Source organism: Haloarcula laminariae (assembly GCF_025457605.1).
Classification (GTDB): Archaea; Halobacteriota; Halobacteria; order Halobacteriales; family Haloarculaceae; genus Haloarcula; species Haloarcula laminariae.
Map to the genome: position 1 here is coordinate 289,779 of NZ_JAMZFY010000002.1, position 23,925 is coordinate 313,703.

General features: G+C 68.9%; 27 protein-coding genes. 12 read left to right on the forward strand and 15 right to left on the reverse strand.

All coding sequences use genetic code 11. The annotated features are described in order from the left end of the window. Positions 1-107 precede the first annotated feature (107 nt). The 7 genes from NJQ98_RS12990 to NJQ98_RS13020 all read left to right on the forward strand — a co-directional run bounded on the left by NJQ98_RS12990 (position 108) and on the right by NJQ98_RS13020 (position 7,373). On the forward strand, positions 108-353 hold the full coding sequence (locus NJQ98_RS12990) for a ferredoxin (RefSeq protein ID WP_262179329.1): 246 nt from the start codon (positions 108-110) through the stop codon (positions 351-353). A 47-nt stretch (positions 354-400) separates the two neighbouring features. Continuing rightward, a complete protein-coding gene (locus NJQ98_RS12995) occupies positions 401-1,879 on the forward strand; it encodes an MATE family efflux transporter (RefSeq protein WP_262179331.1) in 1,479 nt (492 codons plus the stop codon). 241 nt (positions 1,880-2,120) lie between these two features. Next, the gene (locus tag NJQ98_RS13000) at positions 2,121-2,669 is read left to right on the forward strand and encodes a KH domain-containing protein (RefSeq protein ID WP_262179334.1); all 549 of its coding nucleotides are present in this window, start codon (positions 2,121-2,123) and stop codon (positions 2,667-2,669) included. 178 nt (positions 2,670-2,847) lie between these two features. Beyond that, entirely contained in the window at positions 2,848-3,843 is a 996-nt protein-coding gene (locus tag NJQ98_RS13005) for an ATP-binding protein (RefSeq protein WP_284438613.1), read from the forward strand. A 182-nt stretch (positions 3,844-4,025) separates the two neighbouring features. Then, a complete protein-coding gene (gene thsA, locus NJQ98_RS13010) occupies positions 4,026-5,708 on the forward strand; it encodes a thermosome subunit alpha (protein WP_262180995.1) in 1,683 nt (560 codons plus the stop codon). Positions 5,709-5,987: 279 nt separating this feature from the next. Then, a complete protein-coding gene (locus NJQ98_RS13015; RefSeq protein WP_262179338.1) occupies positions 5,988-6,407 on the forward strand; it encodes a hypothetical protein in 420 nt (139 codons plus the stop codon). 87 nt (positions 6,408-6,494) lie between these two features. Beyond that, the gene (locus tag NJQ98_RS13020) at positions 6,495-7,373 is read left to right on the forward strand and encodes a DMT family transporter (RefSeq protein WP_262179340.1); all 879 of its coding nucleotides are present in this window, start codon (positions 6,495-6,497) and stop codon (positions 7,371-7,373) included. Positions 7,374-7,425: 52 nt separating this feature from the next. Here the strand turns inward: NJQ98_RS13020 and NJQ98_RS13025 are convergent, their stop codons facing one another. Beyond that, positions 7,426-7,917, reverse strand: coding sequence for a pyridoxamine 5'-phosphate oxidase family protein (locus NJQ98_RS13025; protein ID WP_262179342.1), 492 nt, complete (start codon positions 7,915-7,917; stop codon positions 7,426-7,428). Between the two features lie 117 nt (positions 7,918-8,034). Between NJQ98_RS13025 and NJQ98_RS13030 the strand changes: the two genes are divergently transcribed. After that, positions 8,035-8,985, forward strand: a complete 951-nt coding sequence (locus NJQ98_RS13030) for an AEC family transporter (protein ID WP_262179344.1) — start codon at positions 8,035-8,037, stop codon at positions 8,983-8,985. Here NJQ98_RS13030 and NJQ98_RS13035 read toward each other — a convergent pair. The 3 genes from NJQ98_RS13035 to lrp form a co-directional block, all read right to left on the reverse strand. Then, positions 8,982-10,502, reverse strand: coding sequence for an MATE family efflux transporter (locus NJQ98_RS13035; protein WP_262179346.1), 1,521 nt, complete (start codon positions 10,500-10,502; stop codon positions 8,982-8,984). The genes NJQ98_RS13030 and NJQ98_RS13035 overlap by 4 nt on opposite strands. Continuing rightward, the gene (locus NJQ98_RS13040; protein ID WP_262179348.1) at positions 10,499-11,095 is read right to left on the reverse strand and encodes a TetR/AcrR family transcriptional regulator; all 597 of its coding nucleotides are present in this window, start codon (positions 11,093-11,095) and stop codon (positions 10,499-10,501) included. The genes NJQ98_RS13035 and NJQ98_RS13040 overlap by 4 nt, the downstream gene beginning before the upstream one ends. A gap of 120 nt (positions 11,096-11,215) precedes the next feature. After that, the gene (gene lrp / locus NJQ98_RS13045; RefSeq protein ID WP_262179351.1) at positions 11,216-11,671 is read right to left on the reverse strand and encodes an HTH-type transcriptional regulator Lrp; all 456 of its coding nucleotides are present in this window, start codon (positions 11,669-11,671) and stop codon (positions 11,216-11,218) included. 126 nt (positions 11,672-11,797) lie between these two features. Between lrp and glnA the strand changes: the two genes are divergently transcribed. Beyond that, the gene (gene glnA, locus NJQ98_RS13050; RefSeq protein WP_262179354.1) at positions 11,798-13,150 is read left to right on the forward strand and encodes a type I glutamate--ammonia ligase; all 1,353 of its coding nucleotides are present in this window, start codon (positions 11,798-11,800) and stop codon (positions 13,148-13,150) included. 10 nt (positions 13,151-13,160) lie between these two features. On the opposite strand, the gene NJQ98_RS13055 is transcribed toward glnA, so the two are convergent. Then, on the reverse strand, positions 13,161-14,051 hold the full coding sequence (locus NJQ98_RS13055) for a phosphatase PAP2 family protein (protein WP_262179357.1): 891 nt from the start codon (positions 14,049-14,051) through the stop codon (positions 13,161-13,163). Beyond that, entirely contained in the window at positions 14,048-15,277 is a 1,230-nt protein-coding gene (locus NJQ98_RS13060) for a YihY/virulence factor BrkB family protein (protein ID WP_262179360.1), read from the reverse strand. The genes NJQ98_RS13055 and NJQ98_RS13060 overlap by 4 nt, the downstream gene beginning before the upstream one ends. Before the next feature lie 194 nt (positions 15,278-15,471). On the opposite strand from NJQ98_RS13060, the gene NJQ98_RS13065 reads away from it, so the two are divergent. Continuing rightward, positions 15,472-15,879 (forward strand): hypothetical protein, encoded by a 408-nt coding sequence (locus tag NJQ98_RS13065; protein WP_262179363.1) that lies wholly within the window; start codon positions 15,472-15,474, stop codon positions 15,877-15,879. A 13-nt stretch (positions 15,880-15,892) separates the two neighbouring features. On the opposite strand, the gene NJQ98_RS13070 is transcribed toward NJQ98_RS13065, so the two are convergent. Together NJQ98_RS13070 and NJQ98_RS13075 are read right to left on the reverse strand one after the other, a co-directional pair. Then, on the reverse strand, positions 15,893-16,996 hold the full coding sequence (locus NJQ98_RS13070) for a tRNA (guanine(26)-N(2))-dimethyltransferase (protein ID WP_262179366.1): 1,104 nt from the start codon (positions 16,994-16,996) through the stop codon (positions 15,893-15,895). A gap of 127 nt (positions 16,997-17,123) precedes the next feature. Next, positions 17,124-18,803 (reverse strand): sensor histidine kinase, encoded by a 1,680-nt coding sequence (locus tag NJQ98_RS13075; protein WP_262179368.1) that lies wholly within the window; start codon positions 18,801-18,803, stop codon positions 17,124-17,126. Positions 18,804-19,038: 235 nt separating this feature from the next. Here NJQ98_RS13075 and NJQ98_RS13080 point away from each other — a divergent pair, with 235 nt between their 5' ends. Further along, entirely contained in the window at positions 19,039-19,386 is a 348-nt protein-coding gene (locus NJQ98_RS13080) for a hypothetical protein (protein WP_262179370.1), read from the forward strand. Between the two features lie 282 nt (positions 19,387-19,668). On the opposite strand, the gene NJQ98_RS13085 is transcribed toward NJQ98_RS13080, so the two are convergent. The 4 genes from NJQ98_RS13085 to NJQ98_RS13100 form a co-directional block, all read right to left on the reverse strand. After that, positions 19,669-20,382, reverse strand: coding sequence for an acetoacetate decarboxylase family protein (locus NJQ98_RS13085; RefSeq protein WP_262179372.1), 714 nt, complete (start codon positions 20,380-20,382; stop codon positions 19,669-19,671). Beyond that, entirely contained in the window at positions 20,382-21,224 is an 843-nt protein-coding gene (locus tag NJQ98_RS13090; protein WP_262179374.1) for an SDR family NAD(P)-dependent oxidoreductase, read from the reverse strand. Before NJQ98_RS13090 ends, NJQ98_RS13085 begins: the two co-directional genes overlap by 1 nt. A 75-nt stretch (positions 21,225-21,299) precedes the next feature. Then, positions 21,300-21,950 carry an imidazole glycerol phosphate synthase subunit HisH gene (gene hisH / locus NJQ98_RS13095; protein WP_262179376.1) on the reverse strand — a complete coding sequence of 217 codons (651 nt, stop codon included), beginning with the start codon at positions 21,948-21,950 and terminating at the stop codon, positions 21,300-21,302. Positions 21,951-22,022: 72 nt separating this feature from the next. After that, a complete protein-coding gene (locus NJQ98_RS13100) occupies positions 22,023-22,151 on the reverse strand; it encodes a hypothetical protein (RefSeq protein WP_262179378.1) in 129 nt (42 codons plus the stop codon). A 129-nt stretch (positions 22,152-22,280) separates the two neighbouring features. On the opposite strand from NJQ98_RS13100, the gene NJQ98_RS13105 reads away from it, so the two are divergent. Further along, the gene (locus tag NJQ98_RS13105) at positions 22,281-22,430 is read left to right on the forward strand and encodes a hypothetical protein (protein WP_262179380.1); all 150 of its coding nucleotides are present in this window, start codon (positions 22,281-22,283) and stop codon (positions 22,428-22,430) included. A gap of 68 nt (positions 22,431-22,498) precedes the next feature. On the opposite strand, the gene NJQ98_RS13110 is transcribed toward NJQ98_RS13105, so the two are convergent. Genes NJQ98_RS13110 through NJQ98_RS13120 form a run of 3 tightly spaced genes read right to left on the reverse strand, consistent with a single transcriptional unit; the run spans position 22,499 to position 23,883 of the window. Continuing rightward, positions 22,499-23,086: a uracil-DNA glycosylase gene (locus tag NJQ98_RS13110; protein WP_262179383.1), complete on the reverse strand. Its 588-nt coding sequence runs from the start codon at positions 23,084-23,086 to the stop codon at positions 22,499-22,501. A 54-nt stretch (positions 23,087-23,140) separates the two neighbouring features. Beyond that, positions 23,141-23,695, reverse strand: a complete 555-nt coding sequence (locus NJQ98_RS13115; RefSeq protein ID WP_262179385.1) for an endonuclease dU — start codon at positions 23,693-23,695, stop codon at positions 23,141-23,143. Then, a complete protein-coding gene (locus NJQ98_RS13120; RefSeq protein ID WP_262179387.1) occupies positions 23,692-23,883 on the reverse strand; it encodes a DUF5786 family protein in 192 nt (63 codons plus the stop codon). Before NJQ98_RS13120 ends, NJQ98_RS13115 begins: the two co-directional genes overlap by 4 nt. Positions 23,884-23,925 lie beyond the last annotated feature (42 nt).

Below are 23,925 nucleotides of genomic sequence, written 5' to 3' on the forward strand. Positions count from 1 at the left end.
TCCGTCGTTGGGCCCCGCTCCGATTTAAACTGTCGTCATCAGTTGCGGCCCGGTCCCGCCCGAGCCCCGAGGATAACGCCTTTGTCTGTCACCGGCAAAGCCAGCGTATGCGAATCGAGTACGACCGGGACACCTGCATCGGGATGTTCCAGTGTGTCGCGGAGTGGGACGCGTTCGAACGCGACGAGGACGCCGGCAAGGCTGTCCTGGCCGGCGGCGAGGAGACCGACGAGGGCCTCGTGGTCCGCGACGTGCCCGAGGACGCCGAGTTCGACGCGAAGTTCGCCGCGCGGGCCTGTCCGGTCGAAGCCATCGCGGTCTACGACGACGACGGCGAGCAGCTGATTCCCTGACACCGGAGCCGAAAGTCATTGGTGGCTGTCGGCCCCAGCACCGATAGATGGACAGCCGTTCGCTCGGCTCGCTGCTTGCCCGACTCGTTCGCGCCGTCCCGGCGCTGCTTTCCCGCGCCGGCCTCGTCGACCGCCGGAAGGCCACGGAGGCGACGGACCTCGCCGCGCCGGTGATGGTCACCGGCGGGTTACGCATCCTCCTTCGGCTCGCGGACTTCCTGATGGTCGGCATCGCGCTGGGTGACGCGGCCATCGCCGGCCTGGAACTGGGCTTTCAGTACTACTTCGTCGGCTTCGGGCTCTCGCTCGCGGTCTCCTCGGGGACGATTAGCGTCGTCTCGCGGCTCCAGGGGAGCGACCGGCCGGGGCGTGCGAACCTGGCGGTCAAGCAGTCGCTGTGGCTGGCGCTCCTGATTTCGGTGCCGCTGACGCTGGTCTCGTGGCTCTACCCCGAGGCGCTGGTGGGCGTCCTCTCGGGGGACCGGACGACGGTCGACTACGGCGCGACCTACCTCTCCATCGTGATGCTGTCGATGGCGCCGCGGTTCTGGAGCATGGTCGCCTCGCGGGCGCTGGCCGGCAGCGCCGACACCCGCACGCCCATGTACGTCCGCCTGTTGACGCTGCCGACGAACATCGCCCTCAACGGCCTGCTCATCTTCGGTCCGGGCCCGTTCCCCGAACTCGGCATCGCCGGGGCCGCCTGGGGCACGGCCATCGCCAACACGCTCGCGGCGGCCATCTTCATGGGGCTCCTGCTGTCGGGCCGCTACGCGGTCCAGCTACCACTGAGCGGCCCGCAGGTCGACCTCTCCTTGCTCCGGGAGATAGTTCGGGTGGCCCTGCCGCTGTCGGGGATGCGGCTGCTCCAGACGTTCGCGCGCTTCCCGTTCCTCTTCATCCTCGGCGTGCTCGGGACGCCGACGCTGGCGGCCTACGCCATCGGCCGGCGCGTGATGCTGCTCGCGCTCATGCCCGCGTGGGGGTACGCGACGGCCGCCTCGACGCTGGTCGGCCAGCACCTCGGCTCCGGTGACGCCGAGTCCGCCACGGAATACGGCTGGCAGACGCTCAGAGTGGCGCTGGCGGTCCAGCTCGCCGTCGCCGTCGTCCTCGTGGTCTTCGCCCGCCCCATCGTCTCGCTCTTCGGGACGGAGTACCCCGCGCTGGCCGCCCAGTTCGTCCGCGTGTTCGGCCTGCTCGTCGCCGGCTTCTCGGTCTCCCGGACGATGCGCGGGAGCCTCCGGGGCGCCGGCGACACCCGCTGGCCGCTCTACGGCACGATTCTGGGTGGCTACTGCTTCCGGCTCCCCGTCGCGATGCTCGCTCTGCCCGCCGGCTTCGCCGTGACCGTGCCGCTCGTCGGCCTCTCGGTCTCGCCGGGGCTGGGACTCGGGCTTCCGGCCATCTTCGTCGCGCTCGTGGGCGACTTCTACCTCAAAGCCGCGGTGAACACGGGCCGGTTCTGGACCGGCAAGTGGCGCGACGTGGCCCGGCAATCCGCTGTGGGTGCCGGTGACGATTAGTGCTGCTCCTCCCGGAGCCATCCCCTCCTTCTCGGCAGCGACAGACAACCAGAAAGCCCCGCCGTCGGTCGGCTGGTCCACGGGGCGGGACTGAAAAGGGGCTTTCCGGCCGTTCTGAATCAGATTCTTGGTCCCGAAGCAACTGTCTCTGTTCGCACCTCCGACACAGACACACCCACGCACAGGCGGCGCCAGCGCCGAAGTCTTAAACAGGCAGAACCCCCTATCCGTAGGCATACTTATGAAACACGTGAAGATTCCGCAGGACCGTATCGGTGTGCTGATCGGCGAGGGCGGTGCGACGATGCGGGAGATAGAGGAGCGCGCGGAGGTGCGTCTGGACATCGACTCCGAGGACGGCACCGTCAAGGTCGACACCGTCGGCGACCCCGTGACGGCGCTGAAGGGGCCGGACATCGTCAAGGCCATCGGCCGCGGGTTCAAGCCCGAGGACGCGCTGGCGCTGCTGGACGACGACATGATGATGTTCGAGCTGATAGACATCGAGGCCGCGGCCAGGAACCAGAACGACCTCCGGCGCCAGAAGGGGCGGCTCATCGGCGAGGGCGGGCGGACGCGCGAGCTGATGCAGGAGCTGACCGGCGCCGCGGTCGTCATCTACGGCTCGACGCTGGGTATCATCGGCGGCCCGGAGCAGGTCGACGCGGTGCGGGAGGCCGTCGAGATGCTCCTTGACGGAGCCCCCCACGGCTCGGTGTACTCGTTCCTCGAACGCAAGCACAACGAGATGAAGCGCAACGAGATCGAGTACCACCAGTTCACCGGGTGAGCGGCGGCCGGCGCCGTCGAACTGACAGCTCAGCGCCTCGCCGGCGTTTTTTCGCGAACCGGGCGTAACATATAACCCTCCGAGCGGCCAACACTTTTGCCAGACAACCGTGGCCAAGGACACAGACGGGGAGGGCGGGACCACCGAGACGGAGGGCGGCCGGACCGTCACCGAAGTGATGGACCGACTGGAGACGCTCCGCGGCGAGGAAGACGACCGCTCGGTCTCGACGGACGAGGGCATCCTGCTCGACCAGCTAGAGGAGGTCGAGAGCCGGCTGCTGGCCTTCGGCCAGGGGCTGGGCGGGGAGCCCGACGACGTCACCGACCTCCCCTTCACCGAGGAGGCCGGGCTGGACCACATGCCGGAACCGCTCTACGTCCGCCACGACACGGAGATGCTGAACCAGGTCACCTCGTGGCTGCTACAGGACCAGCATATCGGGCTGGTCAGCCCCTACGGAACGGGGAAGTCGGCCTTCCGCGAAATCGTCCTCCGGGACCTCGCGAAACACGACGACTTCGTCGTCACGCATCTGGACAACCCCCGGGAGACGACGGCCCGGTCGCTGTACCAGACCATTCTGGAGGCGGCCTACTCGGCGGGCTACTCGGTCAACGCGGGCCATTACTCCCAGGTCCGCAACGGCATCCCGTGGGCGACGGCGGAGGCCAAACAGGCCGTCCACGAAGTCGTTGGTCGCGTGCGGGAAGACGGGAAGACGCTCCTCCTGGTCGTCGACGAGATAGAGGTCCTCACCGCCGACCTGCTGTCGCCGCTGCAGGTGGCCGGCGACGCCGGCGTCCGGCTGTTCCTGACCGGGACCCCGGAGGGCAAGCGCCGCGTCGCCGAGATCCGCGGGACGCTGGACTCGCGGCTGCGTTACTACGAGAACATCGACCCCTTCTCGCCCGACGACATCGCCGAGTACGTCGCCCGCTCGCTGGCCTACTTCCGGGACGAGCCCTACACCGGGCAGGCGCCGGACCTCTTCACCCGCGAGGCCATCGAGGACATCCACGAACGGACCGAGGGCAACCCCCGCGAGGTCCGCATCGAGTGTCGCGAACTCTTCACCCGCGCCGCCTTCGTCTGGTACCGGACCGGCCAGGACATCGACCGGATTCAGGTGACGCCCGAACTCCGCCACCGCCGCTTCGGGATGGGATACTGAGCCCGTTCGCGGTGACATTCCCGAAACCGGGCCGACAGACCGCACAGATGGCTATATAAATAGGGTGAGACAATCCCTCTCACACCACACCTCGGGGCCGCAGTGCCGGGGTTGCCCATCCGCCACCACAACTTTTATATAGAATCACTTTCAATCATCGTGTGACTATGGCTCAACAGCAGATGGGCAACCAGCCCATGATCGTACTTTCCGAGGAGTCCCAGCGGACATCCGGAAAGGACGCCCAGTCGATGAACATCACGGCCGGCACGGCCGTCGCCGAGGCCGTTCGGACCACGCTCGGTCCGAAGGGTATGGACAAGATGCTCGTCGACAACTCCGGGTCGGTCGTCGTCACGAACGACGGCGTCACCATCCTCGACGAGATGGACATCGAGCACCCGGCCGCCAACATGATCGTCGAGGTCGCCCAGACCCAGGAGGACGAGGTCGGGGACGGCACGACGACGGCGGTCGTCATCGCCGGTGAACTGCTGTCGAAGGCCGAGGAGCTCCTCGACCAGGACATCCACGCCACCATCCTGGCCCAGGGGTACCGCCAGGCCGCCGAGAAGGCGAAGGAAATCCTCGAAGAGAACGCCATCGACGTCGACGCCGACGACACCGAGACCCTCGAGAAGGTCGCCGGCACCGCGATGACCGGCAAGGGCGCCGAGTCCTCGAAGGACCTGCTCGGCGAGCTCGTCGTCCGCGCGGCCCAGGCCGTCGCCGACGACGACGGCACCGTCGACACCGACAACATCCAGATCGAGACCGTGGTCGGCGGCGCCACCGACGAGTCCGAACTCGTCGAGGGCGTCATCATCGACAAGGAGCGCGTCCACGACAACATGCCCTTCGCCGTCGAGGACGCCGACATCGCCCTGCTGGACACCGCTATCGAGGTTCCCGAGACCGAACTCGACACCGAGGTCTCGGTCACGGACCCCGACCAGCTCCAGGAGTTCCTCGACCAGGAGGAGAAACAGCTCAAGGAGTACGTCGACCAGATCGCCGCGACCGGCGCCGACGTCGTCATCTGCCAGAAGGGCATCGACGACATGGCCCAGCACTACCTCGCACAGGAGGGCATTCTGGCCGTCCGACGCGCCAAGAAGTCCGACATCGAGGCGCTCTCGCGCTCGACGGGCGCCCGCATCGTCTCGAACATCAACGACATCGAGGCCGACGACCTCGGCTTCGCGGGCTCGGTCGCCCAGAAGGACATCGCCGGCGACGAGCGCATCTTCGTCGAGGACGTCGAGGACGCCAAGGCCGTCACGATGATCCTCCGCGGCGGCACCGAACACGTCGTCGACGAGGTCGAGCGCGCCATCGAGGACTCGCTCGGCGTCGTCGCCGCCACGCTGGAGGACGGCAAGGTCCTCCCCGGCGGCGGTGCCCCCGAGACCCAGCTCGCGCTCGGTCTGCGTGACCACGCCGACTCCGTCGGCGGCCGCGAGCAGCTCGCTGTTGAAGCCTTCGCCGACGCCATCGACGTCATCCCGCGCACCCTCGCCGAGAACGCGGGCCACGACCCCATCGACTCCCTCGTGGACCTCCGCAGCAAGCACGACGGCGGCAACCAGACCTTCGGTCTCGACGCCTACACCGGCGAAGTCGTCGACATGGAGGAGGACGGCGTCGTCGAGCCGCTCCGCGTCAAGACCCAGGCCATCGAGTCGGCCACCGAGGCCGCCGTGATGATTCTGCGCATCGACGACGTCATCGCCGCGGGCGACCTCAAGGGTGGCTCCGGCGACGACGACGACGAGGAAGGCGGACCCGGCGGACCCGGCGGTGCCGGCGGCATGCCCGGCGGCGGCATGGGCGGCATGGGCGGCGGCATGGGCGGCATGATGTAAGACCACTTTTTGCAACTCCCTCGGGCGGCTTCGCCGCCCTCGGTCGTGCAAAAACGTGGGGAAAAATCGCAGCGTGCTCCCTTCGCGCCTTCGGCGCGGCGGTCCGCGCGCTGCGGTTGAACCGCGGCCTTCGGCCGCGGACATCTGCCCTACCGCAGTCCGCACCGCTCGCTAACCGATTTCTCTCTTTGCGCTTCGATACCCCCTCGCTAGTCGCTGAGTTCGCCTACCAGTCGCTTCACCGACACCGATTTCATCGCGGCGAGCCATCGGCCGGCTATGAGCGGAGTCCCGGACGCGGGCAGGTACTTCCCCGAACGGCCGCCGACGTGGCTCGAAGTCGGGCTCACCCTGCTCGTGATGGCAACCGTCGGGCAGACACTCCTCGCCGGTGACGTGACCTCCTGGCCCGCCTTCGCCGTCGGCTTCCTGCTGTTCGCCGTCGCGGTCGGTCCCGTGGCGAACAGTCCCGTCGGCGACCGCGTCGGGCAGTGGTTCCGGGCCATCGGACTGGTCGGTCGCGTCGTCGTCATCGGGCTGTTCCTCGCTGTCGTCACCGTACTGTCCCGCACGGCGTGGGTCCCGTACGCGCTGGTGAGCGATGCGGGAACCGGTGGCCTCCTCGCCCTCATGCTGTACATGGTGGGCTATCTGGCCCGGGCCGGCGGGGTCGAGGGGTGGACGAGCGGGACCGACTGAGGACGAGTCCTCGCACCTCGACACATGGGGGCCGGTTCGGCAAACAGCAGGTTCAAGCGCGGGACACACCTGTCACGACGCAGGTAGATGGCTGTCGACCTACTCGGTGCCGGACTCGCGGCGCTGGCGACGGTCGGGCTCGCGGGCCAGAGCATCGCTGTCCGGCAGGCCGCCAAAGAGCGGTCCATCACCGACCTCGTCGCCGTCGTCTTCGTCGTCAACCTCCTCGTCTTGCTCCCGGCGACCGCCGTGTTGTCCTACCCGGACTTTGGCTTGACGCCGCGGGCCGTCGCCGCCTTCGCCGTCGCCGGGCTGTTGGGGTCGCTGCTCGCCCGGGCCGCGCTCTTCGTCGGCATCCACCGGCTGGGGGCGAGCCGTGCCGAGCCGCTGAAGTCGACGTTTCCGCTGGTGGCCGTCGGCTCGGCCGTGCTGGTGCTTGGCGAACCGCTGACGCCGCTACTCGTCGTCGGCGTGGGGCTGCTCGTGGCGGGAGCCGCCGCGGTGTCGGGCGACGCCCGCGCCAGCGTGGCGACTGCCTCGGGGGCCGACATCGCCTTCCCGCTGGCCGCGGCGCTCTTGCTCGGCATCGACCCGGTGTTCACCAAGGTCGGCTTCGCCGAGGGGACGCCGCCGCTGGTCGGCGTGACCGTCCGCGTCCTCGCGGCCGCGGGCGGTTTCGCCGGTTATCTCCTCTGGCGGCGGCTCCGCGGCCGGGGGTACCGTCCGGCGCGACCGACCCGCGCCGCGCTCCTCGCCGGCGTCGCCAACACGGTGTACCTGTCGGCGTATCTGGCCGCCCTCTCACGCGTGTCCGTCTCGCTCGTCGCGCCGGTGCTGGGTGCGAGCCCGCTGCTCGTCCTGCTTGGCTCGCTGGTTCTGACCCCGGACGACGAGCAGGTGACCCCGCGGCTCGGCGCGGCGGTCGCGGTCCTGGTCGCCGGTGTCGTCCTCGTCCTGCAGGCGTGACCCCCGCGTATCGCGATAGTCGCGCCGAAGCGGCCCAGCGCGGACGACGGGCTCACTCCATCTGTCCTTCGGAGGACGGCTCCCGAAGCTCGGGCGGCAGTTCGAGCTGTTTGATACCCGCCCGCTCCTCGATGTCGAACCGGTAGATTGCGGTGGTCCGGGACTCGGCGGCGCGCTCGAACAGGTCGGGGCGCCAGGAGGGGTCCATCCGCTCTTCGAGGGCCTCGCGTTCGGCGTCCGAGACCGCCTCGACGGTCCCAGTCAGGAGCACACTGCGCCAGTTGAACGTCGTCTCGACGCTGTAGACCAGAAACCGCGCGGCGTCGGCCGCCTCAGTCAGCCGCCGTTTCTCGCTCTCGCCGGCCAGCACGTAGACGAAGTACAGCGCGTCCTCCCCGTCGTACCAGTAACTCAGCGGCCGCATGCTCGGTGCGCCGTCGGTCGGGAGCGCGAGCACGCCGACGCTTCGGGACGAGAGCGTCCGCCGGATATCGTCGTCGTCCATCCGATGCATGCCGAACGTGTCAAGTTCGTCAACAGTCATGGGCCGATGTTCGTGTTACGCTATGATAAGCTCTAGCGGGCGGGACGGCGGTCGTGCCTCACGGGTGGGCGCAGTCGAGTCGAAACTGTTCTGCCCCTCGCCGTGGGACAGTCACCAGTGTCGCTGCTTGGCATCTTCGGGACGGCTATTCTCCCCATCGTCGCCGTCGCGGGCGTGGGCTACGCGCTGGGCCGGTTCAAAGGCGTGGATGCCGACGCCCTGAACACCGTCACCGTCTACGTGCTCGCGCCGGCGCTGGTCATCCACAGCCTGGCCACGTCCGAACTGGCCGGCGGGACCATTCTCGCCGTCGCGGGGGCCGTCGGGCTCTTCACCGCCGCGATGATTGCCGTCGGCGAGGCGGTGGGGCGGCTCTTCGGCCACCGGGAGCCGATGCTGGGCGCGTTCGTCCTCGTCACCATCTTCCCCAACACCGGTAACTACGGCATCCCGCTCGCGGACTTCGCCTTCGGGCCGTCCGGGCGCAGCGTCGCGGTCCTGGTCACCGCTATCGAGGCCGTGTTGATGTACACTGTCGGCATCTACATCGCGGCCAGGGGCGGCGAGAACGCCCCGCTCACGGACATGAAGCGGGTGTTCGGCGTGCCGCTGGTGTACGCCGTCGTCGTCGCGCTGGCGGCCCGCTACGCGGGTGTCGTTCCGCCCGCGGACTCGGCGCTGATGCAGACCCTGGAGATGGCCGGCAACGCCTCGATTCCCGTGATGCTTCTCATCCTCGGGATTCAGCTGGCCGGCGTCAACCTTGAGGGGACGCTTCGGCCCGTGGCGGCCGCGGGCGCCCTGCGCTTGCTGCTCGCGCCGCTGGTCGCGAGCGCGGCGGTCCTGCTTGCCGGCGTCTCGAACCCGACTGTCGCCCGCACCGTCGTCCTCCTGCTGGCGACGCCGACCGGTGTGACGACCATCATCCTCGTCGGCGCGTTCAGCGGTATCGGCGACGGGCTGGCGCCCGGCGAGTTCACCAGCGCGACCGTCTTCGTCACGACGGTCCTCAGCGTCGTCACGGTGACCGGCCTCGTCGCGGCGCTGGAAGCGGGCTGGCTCGTCTAGTCGTCCGCGACGGCGGCCTCGGGGTCGGCTCGCGGGTCGGCGTCGCGCCAGGTGCCCCGGGTGAACCACGCGACGGCGATGACCGCGGCGACGACGTTCGAGACGCCGAAGGCAAGCCAGATACCCCGCTCGGCCAGCGAGAACGCCAGCGCGTCGACGACGGCCGTCCCGAGCGCGGCCGACACCGCAAACAGCGGGTCGGCCGCCCAGGCCGGCACGGCGACGGGGCGGGACATGACCCACGCGACGGGGAGCCGAACGACTCCTAGCATCGTCACCGCGAGCGCCGCCGCGGTGAGGGTCTTCCCGGCGCCGCGGAACCCGCCCGAGTAGGCCCGCACGATGCCGATGAAGCCGAACGTCGGGGCGACCCACTGGAGGAACTCGGCGCCGATACGGACCACCTCGGGGTCGTCGCTGAACACGCTGACGACCGCGGGCGCGGCGAAGATGGTGGCCACGCCCAGGACGGAGAGCAGGACGAAGGAGACCTTCGCGGCGAAGTGGTTCGCCGTCGCCGCCCGGTCCGGGTGGTCGGCCCCGAGGTTCTGGCCGGTCATCGTCTCGACGCCCCGGTCCATCGCGATGGCGGGCATGAACACGAGCGAGAACACGCGGATGCCGACGCCGAAGGCCGCGACGACCGTGACCGAGAACGTCCCGACGATAAAGAGCATCGCGTTGACCGACAGCGCGCGGCCGGTCCCCTCGATGGAGGCGGGGATGCCGATGGAGAGCAGCTTCTTCAGGTAGGTGAAATCGGGCACCATGTCCCGGAGGTTGACCTGGATGCCGCGGTCCCCGCGGAGCATGATGGCGATGCCGACGGCGAAGGCCAGCCCCCGCGAGAAGATGGTCGCGACGGCGGCCCCGACCACGCCCAGCTCGGGGAACGGCCCCCAGCCGAAGATGAGGAACGGGTCGATGACGATGTTCAGTATCACCGTCCCCAGCATGACGAGCATCGGCGTGATGGTGTCGCCGGCGCCCCGCATCAGCGCGATGAACACGAAGAAGCCAAACATCGTCGTCAGCCCCAGCGAGACCACCTGCAGGTAGCCCGTCGCTCCCGGGAGCACCTGCTGGGAGGCCCCGAGCACGCGCAGGAAGTCCTCGACGAAGAAGTAGCCGACCCCGCCCAGAACCAGTGAGCCGACGACTGCGAACGTGAGCGTCTGTGAGGCGACGTATTCGGCTTCGTCGTGCTCCTCGGCGCCGGTGTGTTGGGCCACGAGGACGCTCCCCGCCACCGACAGGCCCATCCCCAGCGAGATGAGCAGGAATATCATCGGGAACGCAAAGGAGATGGCCGCCAGCGCCTCTGTGCTGTACTGGCCGAGCCAGAAGGTGTCGGCGAGGTTGTAGGCGACCTGCAGGAGGTTCGTGATGACGATGGGGAAGGAGAGATACAGCAGCGGCTTCCCGATGGGGCCGCTGGTCAGCTCCAGCTCGTCCTGGCCCTTGAACAGGCCGTCAAGCCGCTCGACCAGGGCGCTGAGGCGTTCGCGGGCTGTCATGCCGACAGCTCCGCCGGGTCGGCGAGTAGGTTCGTCTCCACGTAGTCGGCGAGCATCCGCTGGCTACACTCGACCGGCCGGCCGGCGGTGACCCGCCGGGTCGACGTGCCGGTCAACACCGTCACGATGAACCCCGCGGTGTCGGCCGGGTCGATACCCGGGTCGAAGGTCCCGTCCGCGACGCCGGCCTCCAGAATCCCGGTCAGTTCGGCGACGAGGTGGTCGTCGAGCCGCCGCAGCCGCTCGCGAAATCCCTCTTCGTAGGGCGCCTGGGCGCGGATTTCGAGGACGGCCGTCTCGAACTCCTCGCGGTCGTCGTCGGGGTTTTCGAGCACCGCCTCGATGAGGGCCAGCAGCTCCTCGTGGGGGTCGTCGCCCTCGACGTCGTCCGTGAGCGCGACGAATCGGTCGTAGAGGTCATCGAGGAACGCACACAGCAGGTCATGTTTGCTGTCGTAGTGGTAGTGGAGCGCGGCTTTGCTCTTCGAGGACTCGTCGGCGATGTCCTGCATCGTCAGATCCGCATAGCCGTACGAACAGAGCGCGCGATAGGTCGCATGCATTATCTCCGTGGCGGCGTCTCCGTCACTCATTGTTCTCACTAACTGACTGGTCAGTCATGTACCCATTGATTCCCCGCGACCGCGGGCTCGGTCACGGACAGCGTCGCCGCTCTGTGGTCGGCGTCGTCCCCGGCCGGCGGCCGGCTCGCCCTATCGCATGTCGAGGTCGAACTGCTCGTGTTCGCTGGCGGTGTTCAACACGACGGAGGTGTTCGACTCGTTGATCTCGGGGTCGGTGAGCAGCTCCTTGATCTGTGCGTTCATCCCGTCGGTGTCGCTGAACTTGCCGACGGCGATGATGTCGTAGTCGCCGGTGACCTCGTACACCGATATCATCTGCTTGTGGTCTTTGAGGCTCTCGGTCACGTCGGGCAGGGACGACCCCTCGACCTTGAGCTGGATAATCGCCGTGACGTCGTAGCCCAGCGCGTCGTAGTCCACCTTCGGGGTGTAGCCGTTGATGATGCCCTCGTCCTCCAGGTCGGAGAGGTGGTTCGAGACGGTCGTCACCGACACGTCGAGGTCCTCGCCGAGGCTTCGCAGGCTGGCGCGGCCATCGCCCAACAGGGCATTCACTAACTTGCGGTCGAGATTTTCATACGTCATTACATCCACTCACGGTAGCGGGGGATTAGAATTTTACGAATGTCCAACTGCGGCCGAGCAGGCCGAAATCCTTGCGCATAACGGCAGGGTTTTAGTATTAGCAGTGTTCCTTCCCGGTGTCCAAGCATGACAAGCGAACTTTCCGCTGAGGCAGAGGAGGTACTCGACGAGATCGAAGAGAACAACGTCGATTTCCTGCGCCTTCAGTTCACGGACATCCTCGGTACAATCAAGAACGTCTCGATTACGGCCGAACAGGCCGAGAAAGCATTCACGGAGGGCATCTACTTCGACGGCTCCTCCATCAATGGTTTCGTCCGCATCCAGGAGTCCGACATGCGTCTGGACCCGGACCCGTCGACGTTCGAGATTCTGCCGTGGAGAGAGAACGTCGAGGGCGGTTCCAGCGCACGGCTCATCTGTGACGTCATCGACACCTCGACCGGCGAGCCGTTCTCGGGCGACCCGCGACGCGTCCTGAAAGACGCCGTCGCCCGCGCCGACGAGATGGGCTTCGACGTCAACGCCGCGCCCGAGCCGGAGTTCTTCCTGTTCGAGGAGGACGAAGACGGCCGCGCGACGACGAAGACCAACGACGCCGGCGGCTACTTCGACCTCGCGCCGAAGGACCTGGCCTCCGACGTGCGCCGTGACATCATCTACGGCCTCGAAGACATGGGCTTCGACATCGAAGCGTCCCACCACGAGGTCGCCCAGGGCCAGCACGAGATCAACTTCACCTACGACGACGCCCTGTCGACGGCCGACAACGTCGCCACCTTCCGGTCGGTCGTCCGCGCCATCGCGGCCGAGCACGACCTGCACGCGACGTTCATGCCGAAGCCGATTCCGCGCATCAACGGCTCGGGCATGCACACCCACATCTCGCTGTTCCAGGACGGCGAGAACGCCTTCTACGACGAGGACGGCCAGTTCGGCCTCTCGGAGACGGCACAGAGCTTCATCGCCGGTATCCTCGACCACGCGCCCGCCATCGCGGCTGTCACGAACCCGACGGTGAACTCCTACAAGCGACTGGTCCCCGGCTACGAGGCGCCCGTCTACGTCGCCTGGTCCGACCGGAACCGCTCGGCGCTCATCCGCAAGCCGGCCGCCCGCACGCCGGCCGCCGCGCGTATCGAGGCCCGCTTCCCCGACCCGTCCTGTAACCCGTATCTGGCCTTCGCGGCGCTCATCCACGCCGGGCTGGACGGTATCGAGCGTGACCTCGACTGCGACGACCCCGTCCGCGAGAACATCTACGAGTTCGACGAGGAGAAACGCGAGGACTACGGCATCGAGACGCTGCCGACGAACCTCGGCGAGGCCATCGACGAACTCGAAGAGGACGAGGTCATCAGCGACGCGCTGGGCGAGCACGTCTACGAGAACTTCGTCGAGGCGAAGCGCCAGGAGTACAAGGACTACCTCGTCGACGTCTCCCAGTGGGAGCTCGACCAGTACCTCGAGACGTTCTAACGCGGCAAACTCACGCCTTTTTTGCGACGCGCTCGCCGACCAGCGGCAGCGCCAGCGCCCCCGCCGTCCCGACGGCGACGAGACCGCCCACCACCGGGTCCGGCGGCCCGACCAGTACGACGCCGGCGGCGATAGCGCCCAGCCAGACGGCCCCCAGTACCGACGTGACTGCCCCACCACGGCGGGTCGGCTCCGGGACTGGCTCTAGGACCGTCCACGCGACCAGCCCGCCCACGCCGAGCCCGACGGCCCCGGCGGTGTCGCGGGTGAGCCCGCCCGCGACGACGCCGGCGACGGCCACGACCGTCACGAACGCGAACAGCCGCGCCGGCGTCCGCAGCCGAGTCACGGCCAGCCAGAGGGCCCCGGCGGCGATGGCCGCCCCCGCGACCACGTCGACGAGGTAGTGGACCCCGAGGACGAGCCGCGAGAGCGAGATGACTGCGACGGCCGCGGCCGCGACCGCGTAGCGCTGTCGGCGCCGGCCCACCCGCAGCGCCCACGCGAACCCGCCCCAGACGAGCACCGCCGAGGTCGCGTGGCCGCTCGGGAAGCCGTAGCCGCGGCCGGTGACGACCGACTCGTAGAACGGCCTGACGGGCCACGGGAGGTCGGCGGCCGCCGCCACCACCGCGGCGTTCGGCGGCCGCGGGAACGCGAAGACGGCCTTCAATCCGAGGCCGACGGCGGCGGCAGTGGCCACCAGCCCGACGACCATCGCGCCCCGCTCGCGGGTGAGGCCACGGCCCAGCCACGGTGTGGCCGAGCCCAGCCAGTAGGCGAGCAGGCTCGCGACCGCCAGAAACCAGAAGTCACCGAGTTGGGTGAGGACGGCAAAACAGACGAGGACCGCAGTCGGCAGCTCCGTGAGCAGTTCCGTGACGCCGACGCCGCGGCTCATCCACGCCAGTCTCGCACCTTGTCCACCGCGATGCCCGGCAGCCCGGTGACGCGGATGCCCAGGCCCACGACCACCATCACGACGTACAGTCCCAGCGTCGACAGCCAGACGACGAGCATCGCGAGCACCGCCCAGACGCTCTTCAGATAGTAGAACGCGCCCAGCGTCATAATCGTCCCGTACAGCAGGACGAGATAGGGGCCCCAACCGCGAGCGTGTCCCCGACGCATCCGCCGGCGGACGTACTGTTTGAGGTCGCTCTCGACGTCGTCGCGGTGGAGCGTCCGCTCCTCGACGTCGTCGCGGAACGCCTCGAACTCCTCGCGTAGCTGTTCGAGCTCCTCGTCGGTCAGGTCGTCGACCCCCCCGGTCTCCGCGGGCGGGGGCGTCTCGCTGTCGTCGTCCTCGCTCATCGCTTTGTCGGACAGTCGAAGGGACTCCTGTTGTAATTGCCGGTCCGCCCCGCCGCTCAACACGGCGTTGAGGACGGCGCCGAGCAACAGGAGCTGGCCGGCGAAGTAGAACCACGTCACGAGCAGGAGGACGCCGCCGATGACGCCGTAGAGCTGGAAGCTACCGGCGACGGAGGCATAGAGGCCGAAAACCGTCGCGAGTACCGTCCAGCCGACGGCCGCGAACACCGTTCCGGGGAACACCCCTCGGACCGTCGTCTTCGTGTCGGGAAAGAGGTAGTACAGCGGGAGGAAGGCGACGACGAGGATGGGGACCAGCGCCAGCCCGCCCAACGCGACGGTGACCCCGAAGACGGCGCCGAGCGAGCCGACGACGGCAAACCCCACGAGCGCGAGCGCGATGCCGCCGAGGGCCGCGGTCGCGTCGACGACGCTGTCGAGAAACCCCCCGACATCGTGGGTCCCGTAGATGCGCGAGAAGGCCGTATCGACGCCCCGGAACACCTTCAGCGCCCCCCAGACCATCACGACGAGGCTGACCAGGGTCGCCCCGCCCCGACCGGTCGCGTTCGTGAGCGCCGTCCCGAGCAACCGGGCCGCCTGGGGCGTCAGCGCCTCGCCGACGGCCGAGACGACCTGGTTCGCGAAGGCGGTCCCGCCGAGGAAGGTGGCGACGGCGAGCCCGAGCAACAGCAGCGGCAACAGCGAGACGAACATGTAGTAGGCGATGCTGGCGGCCAGAAAGGAGACCTGTTGGGTCCGGACGGCACTCACGAGCTCCCGGCCGACGGAGACGGTGCGGTTCCGGTTCACAGTTGTCCCACGAACGGCCGGCACATATATCGTGACAATCGAACCGCTTACATGGGACGCTGTGACCGGAGCTGTCGCGTTTCGACGGCGCCGCCTGTCTCGGTGTCCGTGGCTGCCCTCGTCGGACGCGTCGGAGCGGCGGGTCCGACTGCAGTTTACACAGCGCTTATGTCCCGCCGCGCCGACCTGAACCCATGGAGACGGCGATACGAACGGGGGCGATGCAGGTGACGGTGCTGTGTCTCGTCGCCGCCGGGACGCTGCTCGCGCTGGGCGCCGCCGGGGTCCCGGCCTCCCCGGCGCTGGTCGTCTTTCTGGTCGCGCTGTCGGCCGGGCTGTACTACACGCGGCCCGACGCCACCGCGGGACGCGTCCTGGGTCTCGACGTCGACAGCCTGCTGTCGGCCCTGTGGCTGACCCCGGCGCTCGCGGCGGTTCCCGTCCTGCTGGAACCGACCGCTTCGGCCGAGGAACTCGGGGCGCTGGGCGGGGTCATCGGGCTGGTCGGCATGCTGAACTACTTCCTCCGTCCGGTGTATCTGCTCGGCTACTCGCTCGTCGAGACGGTCCGTCGGTGGGGAGGCAAGTCGGTCGAGCGCTGACGGGCGCGGGGGGTCACTCCGCCGTCGACTCGCGTATCTCGGCCACGTCGGCGTCGGTCTTGAACGTGGTCCCGCCGTAGTGGGTGCGGGAGGCCGAAAAGCCCGCGTCCCGCAGTTTCTCGTTGAACGTCTCCATCGCCTCGGCGCCCCGACCCCAGCGCTTGCAGAGGCGGTGCTGGTCGTAGTGGGTCGGCGTGTCGAGTTCGCCCGCGAGCGTGGCACACAGCTCCCGCGCCTTCTCGGCGGTCCCCATCTCCTCGGTGACCCGCTCGGCCACCGACCGGACGAACTCCGGCTCGCACGTGCGGGCCAGCCAGATGGGGCCGGCGGTCTGGACGTGTTCCCCGCAGTGGGGACAGTCGTCGGGGGCGTCGGCGATGAGGCCGCGCTCTGCCTCGCGCCAGAGACAGCGCTGGCAGTAGTAGACGTGGCCCAGGTCGTCGATGCAGTCGTTGGCGACTTTCGCCCCGTGGTCGAACTCCAGGTAGGTGCGGACGTAGTGGTTCGTCGCGTGGCTCATAATGGGGCGGGCGGCGATGTCGTAGCGGGCGGCGGTCCGGACCATCGCCGACAGCAACACGCGCATCCCCATCTCGGGGTGGAACTCCGTGTTCCGCGGGACGGCCCCGTAGCTGCGGACGCCGCTCTCGAAGTGGGCGCCACACAGCGGCGCGGTGTCGGTTGCCGTGACACAGAGCAGGTGTTTCGTCCCCTGGACGGCGGCGTCGGCAAAGGGAATGGGCGTCCCGAAGGGGTCCAGGTCGACCACGTCGAAGGCCTCGCTGTGCATGAGCACGTTGGCGTTCTCGTGGTGGACCGTCCCGTCGAGGTCGTTGGCATCGAGGTTCGACCGACAGAGCGCCACCGCTTCGTCGTCGATATCACACAGGCTCGTCTCCCAGCCGTCGGCCGCGGCCCGCACTCCGCGGATACCGCTGGCCGCGGTGGCGTCGAGATACGACCCGACCCGCGGCGTCCGCTCCCGGTAGGCCCGCAACGCCGCCACGGTCAGGTCGCGGTTCAGCTCCTGGACGGGGTTGAAGAACACGTCCGCGCCCTTCCCCGCGTCGGGCTGTTCGGGGACCGTAGCCGTCACTTGCCCTTCGCTCACTCGCATACCTGAGCGTGCCCGCGGCGACCGTTAAGTCGTTCGAAGGTGCGCTGGGCGTGGGTGTGCCGGGCGCGGCCGGCTCGGTCGGGCGCGATGCGTACAGCCGGCCGGCTGTGCGCCTCGCTCGTTGTACCTAGCGAGTGGACGCAGTAACTTCCTCACCCACCACCGGCAGCCGGACGGTCACCCTCGTCCCGTCGCTCACGTCGAAGTCGAGGTCGGCACCGAGCGTGGTCGTCGCCCAGCTGACCAGCCAGAGCCCCATCCCGCTGCCGTGGGACAGGGGCGTCTCCTCCCCTCGGTCGAGCACGCCGAGCTCGTGGTCGGGGATTCCGCTACCGTCGTCCGCGATGGACAGGGCCACCTCGTCGCCGTCGACCGCCGCCCGCACCGTCACGCTGGCGTCGGGGACGTGCTGGAGGGCGTTCTCGACGAGGTTCTCGACGACGACGCCGAGCAACACGGGCTGGCTCCGCACGGTCAGCCCGTCCGGGACCTCGACCGTCACCGTCCCGCCGTAGTCCGCCGACAGCGAGTCGACGGTCTCGGCGACGAGCCCGGCCAGGTCGACCGGTTCGAGGTCGGCGTCGTCGGTGCCCGCCTCCGAGAGCGTGCGGGCCTTATCGCCCGAGGCGACGAGCCGGTCGACGGCCCGCTCGATGGTCGCGGCGTGGTCGGCCGCGTCGCCGTCGAGGGTCTCCGAGAGCAGTTCGGCGCGGGCCTGGATGACGACGCTCTCGTTGCGGACGTTGTGTCTGAGAAAGCGGTTGAGCACCTCCAGGCGGCGCTCCCGTCGTATCTCGTCGGTGATGTCCTGGAAGACGGCGGTGTACCCCAGGCGGGTCCCGCCGCCGTCGGTCAGCTCGGTCTGGCCGAGCTTGTACTCCCGGCGGCGGCCGCCGTTTGCCACCCCGAAGCGGTCGTCGTCCTCGCCGGGGACGAACCGGTCGCCGTCGATGCGGTCGTCCAGCCTGTCGGTCAGCGTCGCCCGCTTACCGACCCCGAGCATCGCCTCCGCGGCGGGGTTGAGGTTGACGATGCGGCCCGCCACGTCGACGATGGCCACCGGCGTCGCGATGTCGTCGATGGCCGCCCGCTCGCCCGCTCGGCGGGTGGCGGGGTGGAACTCGAACATGTCGCTGCGGACGAACGCGTAGGTGTCGAGCGCGATGTGGGGCAGGAAGGCCAGCGTCGTGAGGTTGACCGCCGGCCCGATGCCGAGCGCCCACGCCAGGACCGCAAGCCCCGGCGGAATCGGGCTCAGACCGACCGCGATGGCCTCCCGGCGATACAGGGGCCCGTAGCTGAGGACGGTGTCGAAGACGAGCATCGTCCCGAACGTGACAAAGAGCATCGCCGCGAATATCGCGAGATAGCCCAGCGGCGCAATGGTGTAGTCGACGACCGTTCCCGCGTCGGCCGTCGCCACGGCGGCGTCGGTCCACAGCAGCGAGTGCGCGCCGTTCGAAAGCGCCAGCACCGTCACCGCCGCCGGAACGAGCCCCAGCCCCCGGAACGTCACACTCTCAAGCGTCGCCCGGCGTCCGGTGTACCCCAGCGCGAACCCGACGAAGACGTAGCCGAGCCACACCAGACAGCCCCACGTCGTCGCCTCCAGCGCGAGCCGAACGACCGGCCTCGACACCAGCAGCGCCGCGCCGTAGACGGTCGACCAGACGGTGATGATGCCGATGGTGGCGACGAACCACTTCGCGCCCGGCTTCGCCCAGTGTTCGCGAAGCTGGGCCAGCAGATACAGCGACCCCACCCCCGACGCGAACGACCCCAGCGCTACCCACGGGACGTCGGCCATGAGCTATCCACGTGTTCTCGACTGTTTACCCTTCCGGGCTAGCAACCAGGCCTGAAAACGGCCGGACGAACGCGGACAGCCGGATAGCAACGCCGGTCGACACAACGGCCGGAAAGCCACGCTGAGCCAAAATCGGGCCTTCTGGCTGTATTCGCTCCGAGCACCCCTACCCGCCGGAGACTCCGCCCTTTCCCGGAGACGACGCTGTTTTGTCGGGGCTATCCGTAGCGAGCGTGTGACCGCCGTCGAGGAGTGGGTAGACCGGCTAGCCGACGCCGGGGAGCTGACCCCCGACGTAGTGACGGCCATCGTCGACGTCCACGGCGAGCGCGGCCGCCGGGCCATCGAGGCCGTCGGCGAGAGCCGCGTCAAGCGGTACCGGGACTTCACGGTCGTCGTCGGCTACGAGGACGAGTACATCGTCGAGGACGGCCAGTGTGACTGCGCCGACGCCGAGTACAACCTCGATAGGGACGACCCCGAGCAACTGTGCTGGCACGCCATCGCCGTCCGCGTCGCCGACGCCATCGACGCCGTCGACCACCACGACATGTGGTACTCCGACGTCAGGGACTTCCTATAGTACCTTTTTGCTGCGGGGGGTGTCCTCGGGCCCTCGGCCCTGTGGGCACCCCAGCTTGCAAAAATCTACGCTAAAAAGGCCGGAATCGCGGACTCACGGCTTCGCCGTTCGTCAACGCGGTCGCAAGCGACCGCGCTTGCGGCGATTCCGGTGAAACCGCTCGCTACGGCGAGCGGTATGCTCACCGCGACGGCCTTCCCTTCCCCGTCGACGCTCGGCTGCGACAGCCGTCGCAGCCCTCGCGCCCGGCCGCTACGACCGCAGACCCCCTCCAAAACCTTCTCACGTAACCGGCTGCCCGAAGCCGTAGGTAACCGTGCCCTCGAAGGCAAACATGGCGATAGCGCGGTCGCCGAGGTTCAGGTCACGCAGCGTCGCCGACCGGTCGTGGGTTCCGACCAGCAGCTCGAAGTCCTCCGACAGCGGTCGGACGCCGAAGCGACCGTCCACCCCGACGGCGAACTGTTCGAGCCGCCCGTCCCGGACGGCATAGCCGGTCGTTTCGAGAGACGCGGGCCAGCTCCGCGGACGGGCGATATCGACCGTCAAAACGTGGTCGCCGTCCTCGATGACGCTGGTCGTCCGGCGGCCGCCCGCGTCGTGGTGGGCGATGCGCGCGACGGTCTTCGGAAGCCCCCACACGTCGTCGCCGAGCGCGCGGGCCGGCTCGGTCGTCACCGGCAGCGAGTGGACGTAGCCACCGTAGTCGCCGGTCGCGAGCGGGACCAGCGGCGGGGACGGCTCCCGGGGCGTCGCGGCAAGCACCACCGCGAGCTCGTCGTAGGGACGTACCGCGCCGTCGCCGATGCGGTGGTACTCGACGGCCAGCACGGTGACGACGCCCCGGCCCGGCGTGACGCGGACGGGGGCGAGCCCGTCGGGGAGCAGACTGCCGACGGCGTCGCTGTCAGCGGGGAGCACGAGCCCGGTTACCGTCGCCGCCGTCTCCAGCGGAACCGTCACCGTCTGGCCCGTCGAGAGCGTGGTGTGGCTCATCACAACCACCTGTCGAGCCGCGCGGTCACGCGGCCGAACCGGCGCGTTATCGGGTCGACGACCCGCTGGGGGAGCCACTCGGTCCACCGGACGAACTTCGCGAACCGGCCCACCGGATAGCGAGCGCTGGGGTTCTCGTCCGTCGCCGCGTCGAGAACCGCCGCCGCGACGGCCTCGGGCGCCGCGGCCAGCGGGCCGCCGTCGAGGGTCCACCCGTCTTCCAGCGACTCGTACACCCCGTCGTAGTCGGGCGTCCGGTCGTCGGGGAGCCCCGAGCGCGCGCTGTCTGCGAAGGCCGTCTCGACCCACGCCGGCTCGACGAGCGCCACGTGGACCGGCGTGTCCGCCAGCTCCATCCGGAGCGCGTCGCTCATCGACGACAGCGCGGCCTTGCCGCCGCTGTAGGCGCCCAGCCCCGGACAGGCCCGCCGCGCGAGGACGCTGGAGACGTTGACGATGCGGCCGCCGCCGTCGCGCATCTCCGGCAGGACGGCCCGAGAAAGCCGGTGTGGGCCGTGAACGAGCACGTCGAAGACGTCCCGGCCCGCCTCGACCGGCACGTCCTCCAGCGGTCCCGACGCCGCGTAGCCGGCGTTGTTGACCAGACAGTCGAGTCGCCCCGCCTCGGCCAGTATCCCGTCGACGACAGCCTGGCACTGCTCGTCGCTGGTCACGTCGAGCGCCCGCGTCCGACAGCGCTCGCTCACCCGGTCCGGGAGCGGCGTCTCGATATCGGTCGCGTAAACGGTCCACCCGTCGTCGGCGAAGGCGAGCGCCGTCGCCGCGCCGATGCCGGAGCCGGCACCGGTCACCAGGACGACGGGGTCGGCGTCGGCTGTCATACCCGGACCGAGTCCCGGCCGACACAAGAATCCATCTCCGTCACCGGCCGCGACCGCCCCCCGCAGCCGACGTGACTACCGCCGGTCGAGACAGTAGTCGACGTAGTTCTGGAGAATCCGCAGCCCCGTCTCCCCCGATTTCTCGGGGTGGAACTGGGTCCCGAAGACGTTGCCCTCCTCGTTGGCGACGATGGAGGCGAAGTCGGTCCCGTAGTCGGTGGTGGCGACGACCGCCTCGTCGTCCTCGGGGACCGCGTAGTAGGAGTGGACGAAGTAGGCGTACTCCCCGTCGACGCCCTCGACGAGGGGGTGGTCCCGTTGCACGTCGAGCTCGTTCCAGCCCATGTGCGGGACCGTCTGGTCCCGCGAGAAGCGGACGTTCTTCCCGGGGACGAGGTCGAGACCCTCCGCGTCGCCCTGGCCCTCGTGGTCCGCCTCCTCGCTCGTCGTCAGCAGCATCTGCATCCCGAGACAGATGCCGAACAGGGGCGTCCCCGCCTCGGCCTCCGCTTCCAGTGCCTCGCGGAAGGGGCCGGCGTTGTCCATCCCCTCGGCGAAGGCCCCGACGCCGGGCAGGACGATGCCGTCGGCGCTGTCGAACTCCTCGGGGTCCGCCGAGAGCGTCACCTCGGCGCCGGCCCGTTCCAGCCCGCGGGTCACGCTCCGGAGGTTCCCGAGCCCGTAGTCGACGACGACCACCTCCGCGGCCGTCTGTCTGGCGTTCATGCGCGTAGGTACGCCGAGGCCGGCTAAGTGGCTTCCCCTTCGGACAGCACTTGCAGTGCGCCGTCGACCCGTTTAGCACGCAGTCGATTCGACGACTTCGACGGTCCGGTCGCCGTCTGGCTGGTTGCACCCAGCCACCACGGCCAGCCCGACCGGGAGCAGCAAGCGGAGAAGCTGCCGGCGGGAGTGTGTGGTCCTCATATACCGGACAGTGACACGGTGAGAATATGTCTTCTTGCGGGGCGAATCCAGCACGTAGCGGTGGACGGTACGTCTGCTTACTGCCCGAAACAGATGACTAACGATATTCGCCGGTGCCGAGTGGAGGGTATGGCGATTCGAACGACGATAGGATGGTCGCTCATCACGTCCGGAATCGTGACGCTCCTGCTCGCGTATCTGCCGTACCCGTCCGTCTATTGGGGTATCGGCCTCCTCGTCGTCGGCATCTTCATCTTCGTCACCCGCCGGCTCTACTGACAGCGGGTGAACGGACTCGGAGAACGGCCGCACGGTCCGTCCCACGGACCCCGTCTCGACGCCTGGGCTCAGAAGTCCCCGAGCCGCTTCTGTCCGCTCTCCCCGTCGGTGAACTCCGCGGCCTTCTCCAGGGTCGAGCGGAACGTCTCCTTCTGGCTCGGGTCGTACAGCGTCGCGGCCGGGTGGACACAGACCATCACCGGCTGCGGGCACCCGGCGACGGTCATATCCGTCACGTCGCCGGCCTCGCCCGTGACCGCCACGTCCCGCTCCAGCAGGTGTTCGCCGGGGACTTTCCCGAGCGTGACGACGAGTTCGGGGTCGACCCGCTCTATCTCTGTTTCGAGGTAGCCCCGGCAGTTCGCCAGCTCCTCCTTGTGGGGGTCGCGGTTCTCCGGCGGACGACAGCGGACGCAGTTGGTGATGCGCACGTCGCCTCGGTCCAGCCCCACGTCCCGGAGCGTCTCGTCCAGTACGTCGCCGCTCCGGCCGACGAACGGCTCGCCCTGCTCGTCCTCGTTGGCGCCGGGGGCCTCGCCGACGAACAGCAGGTCGGCGTCGGCGGGACCGACGCCGTTGACGATGCGCGAGCGCGACTCACACAGCGCCTCGCAGCGCCGGCACTCGGTCACGGTCAGCCCGTCCATGTTGCTCATGGGTGGCGGTTGGGGCCGGGCGGTATCAAGCTCCCGGGAACGTTACAGGCGCTCTCAGCGCTCGCGCTCCGCCGCCGCCCGCGCCGCCAGCCGGGCCACCCGGAGCGGTTCCGGCCGCCCGCCCTCGGGCGTGTAGGCTCGCACGATATCTGCTGTCTCCTCCGGGTCGAGACCGACGCTGCGGACGAACACCGCCTCGCCGTTGACCGACAGCTCGCGGCGGTCGGGCAGGGCGCGGTAGGTCGCCAGCCGGTCCTCGACGACCGCGTCGCTGTCGAAGGCGTCGCGAATCGCGTCGGCGAGCCCCGGCGAGGGCTCGAAGGATACCGACACTACCGGCAGTCCGGTGTGGTCGGCGACGGCGTCGAGGTCGAACAGGTTGAACCACGCCGGCGCGATGCCGGCCAGGAACACGTAGCGCAGGTCCTCGCGGTCGAGGCGGTCGAAAAGCTCACAGACGGCGGCCGTGGCGTCGCTCCCGCCGACGGCGCAGGTCCCGAAACGGAAGCCGTCGACTACCCGGTCGGCCCGGACGACGGCCCCGGCGAGGTGACTCAGCCGCTCCCGGTCCGACGCCGCGATGCCCAGCGCGCGTCGGCCCGGTTTCACGTGTTCGTCGTTTCGTCCTCCTTGATGTCCTTCAGCCGGTCGAGCAGTTCGTCGTTCGACGCGGTGAACTCGAACTCGACGTCCCCTTGATGGGCGTCGCCCTCCGTGTCGAGCCCATCGTCATCGTCGAAGTCCGTGTCGTACTCCTGGTTTTCCTGTTCCGACTCGTCGTAGCTCCCGAACCCCATTGCATGTACAACTATGCAGTTCAGGGTCAAAAATCGCTCGCC